Source organism: Arsenophonus sp. ENCA (genome assembly GCF_002287155.1).
Lineage (GTDB): Bacteria > Pseudomonadota > Gammaproteobacteria > Enterobacterales > Enterobacteriaceae > Arsenophonus > Arsenophonus nilaparvatae.
Genome location: NZ_NHNG01000161.1, coordinates 1 through 2,827, shown reverse-complemented (window position 1 = coordinate 2,827; position 2,827 = coordinate 1). Strand labels below are relative to the sequence as shown.

The following is a 2,827-nucleotide window of genomic DNA, read 5'->3' as shown; positions in this document are numbered from 1 at the left end:
GGCTGACAAAAATACATCCCAAATCTAAACGCGCCAGATTTTCAAGTGCTCTGAGCGAACTATGCCCTTTCATGATCCCATAAAGCAAAATTCCCATCATTGAACGAGGAGAATACGGCGCTCTACCTGTTGAAGAATAACAGCGTTCGAAAGGTACCCAGTCTTGTTCATCCAAAATCTCTGTGACAATAAATGCCCTACGTTCACCAATTTGCTTGAGATAATCGCAAAGGGAAACAGAACCCTCCAAGATAGGTAGATTTTGCGCTTTGACAAACTTACGTTTGGTGTGAGAAGGCGATTCCAGTTTGCGAGTAAATACGGTCATAAAAGATCTGCGTTTAAAACGAATAAAGCAAATTTTAATCGATAACATGAGCTTTTGCGACAGCCTCTGTTAGCGTGGGGATATTTTCTTTATCAAGGTATAGTAGATCCATTAGGCGGTATCAATACATTATGGCCACTATTCGGTATTGCCAATCAGATGCTAGCAAGTATGGCGCTAATGCTCTGCACCGTCGTTTTATTTAAAATGAAACGACATATTTATGCTTGGGTAACCCTATTACCTACCAGTTGGCTGATCATTTGTACGATGACAGCTGGTTGGGAGAAAGTATTTAGTAAAAATAGTAGTATCGGTTTTTTGGCCATTGCCAACAAATTTCAGTCGCTGATTAACAGCGGTAATATTCCGCCACAATATAGCCAATCTCAGTTAGTGCAATTAGTTTTTAATAATCGTGTCGATGCAGGATTGACCAGTTTTTTTATGATCACGGTGGTGATTTTAGCATTGTTTTCAATCAGAACGATTTCAACCGCGCTAAAATCAGCCACCCCAACCAGCCGTGAAACGCCCTACTTAGCAATAGCGGCAAATGATGAGAACATTATTGTCAATTCACAGCGAATTATTAATACCTAAGCCCTAAATCACTAATGGCTAATAATAAACAGATAAATCAATAGCTAAGATAATAGAAAATATTGCGGAAACAATAATAGCCTGAAATTTTCAGGCTATTATTAGCAATAAAAAATAATGCTCCTATCACTCCATTCATTGTTAACAAACAATCTTTAACTAAAAGCGATAGATTAACTAAATATTATTTCACCCGAGAAACATATTCACCGGAGCGGGTATCAACTTTAATTACCTCACCAATTTGAACGAATAGCGGAACTTTTACCACCGCACCGGTACTTAATGTTGCCGGTTTTCCGCCCGTACCTGCTGTATCCCCCTTTAAACCAGGATCGGTATCAACCACTGCCAGTTCAACAAAATTCGGTGGCGTGATAGCAATAGGCTGTCCATTCCATAATGTAACAATGCAATCAGCTTGATCGATTAACCATTTTGCATTATCACCGACCGCTTTTTCATCAGCAGCTAGTTGCTCAAAAGTCTCATTATTCATAAAATGCCAAAACTCACCATCACTGTATAGATAGGTCAAGTTCAGATCCATAACATCAGCACTTTCGACAGAATCAGTTGACTTAAATGTTTTTTCTAATAACTTATTAGAAATTAATTTACGGATCCGTACGCGAGCAAACGCTTGCCCTTTGCCTGGTTTGACAAATTCGCTTTCCACAATTGCACAAGGCTCGCCATCTAACATGATTTTAAGACCTGAGCGAAATTCATTGGTACTATAGGTAGCCATAGAAATCCTCTAAATTTTTTAAGTAAAAATGGCATAGCCAAAAAATGTTTAATATTGTAACTCAAAAAAACCCTGCCAGAGAAGTCTGGCTACAACAACTTGCAGAAGCTGTCACTGATCCTGACGAATTGCTACGATTACTGTCACTACAAAATGATCCGGAATTGCGTGCTGGAAGTGCTGCTCGTGCTTTATTTCCGCTGCGCGTACCTCCCCCTTTTATTGCAAAAATGCGGATCGGTGATGCCAATGATCCCCTTTTACGGCAAGTTATTACGCTAAAATCTGAATTTAATCTTACGCCAACATTTTCAACTGATCCGTTAAATGAGCAAAATAGTCCAATTCCAAGATTATTACATAAATATCAGGATCGCGTCCTACTATTAGTGAAAGGAGGTTGTGCCGTTAATTGTCGCTACTGCTTCCACGTCACTTTCCGTATGAAGAAAACAAAGGCAACAAACAAAATTGGCAGACTGCATTAAATTACATTCAACGCCATACTGAGCTTAATGAAGTTATCTTTTCAGGCGGCGATCCTTTGATGGCAAAAGATCATGAGTTAGATTGGCTGATGTCACAGTTAGAAACTATCCCTCATATCAAACGGCTTAGGATCCATAGCCGATTACCGGTAGTTATTCCTGCTCGCATTACCACAACACTTTGCCAACGTTTTAATATTTCTCGATTACAGATTATTATGGTCACGAGTTTCGCACAAAACTAATTTGGGTACGCTAATAAAACACGGATGTGCTCAGCAATAGCATTTTTGATTACGTCCCAATTTTGTTGATAAAGGATTATTTTTTCAGATATACGACGTTTATGTTGTTCAAACCACGCAGAAATAGCGAGAAAAATATGATTTCTTTGCGCTCGGCTCGTGCGAGCCTGACAGCGTTCAATACCACAATTTTGTTTAACTTCTCGATGATAAACTTCAACAGACCAACGGGCATCCATGATAGATTTGACGTATTCACGGGTGGGATTCTCTTTGTTTGTTACTATGTAATCAATACGGCCGTTTTTGGCTGTAAATTTGAAAACAGTCACCCAACCGTAGCCTCGTAAGTGTATTGGAGTTCCTTCTTCTGAGATGTCTAACTTGTTCAGTTGTTTATTATGGTTAACAA

At 39.2% G+C, this 2,827-nt stretch carries 3 protein-coding genes and 2 pseudogenes; 2 read left to right on the top strand and 3 right to left on the bottom strand.

The features are described 5' to 3' along the window. The coding region (locus tag CBG25_RS04340) for a hypothetical protein (RefSeq protein ID WP_290603693.1) at window positions 1–376 on the bottom strand (376 nt) is incomplete at its 3' end. Between the two features lie 21 nt (window positions 377–397). Here CBG25_RS04340 and CBG25_RS04335 point away from each other — a divergent pair. Next, a pseudogene (locus CBG25_RS04335) lies at window positions 398–931 on the top strand (carbon starvation CstA 5TM domain-containing protein); the annotation flags it as partial. Window positions 932–1,115: 184 nt separating this feature from the next. Here CBG25_RS04335 and efp read toward each other — a convergent pair. Beyond that, a complete protein-coding gene (gene efp, locus CBG25_RS04330) occupies window positions 1,116–1,682 on the bottom strand; it encodes an elongation factor P (RefSeq protein ID WP_032116141.1) in 567 nt (188 codons plus the stop codon). Window positions 1,683–1,726: 44 nt separating this feature from the next. Here efp and CBG25_RS04325 point away from each other — a divergent pair. After that, window positions 1,727–2,397, top strand: a pseudogene (locus CBG25_RS04325) (KamA family radical SAM protein); the annotation flags it as partial. 14 nt (window positions 2,398–2,411) lie between these two features. Here the strand turns inward: CBG25_RS04325 and CBG25_RS04320 are convergent. Then, window positions 2,412–2,827 (bottom strand): transposase (locus CBG25_RS04320; RefSeq protein WP_290603810.1); only part of this gene is annotated, 416 nt, incomplete at its 5' end.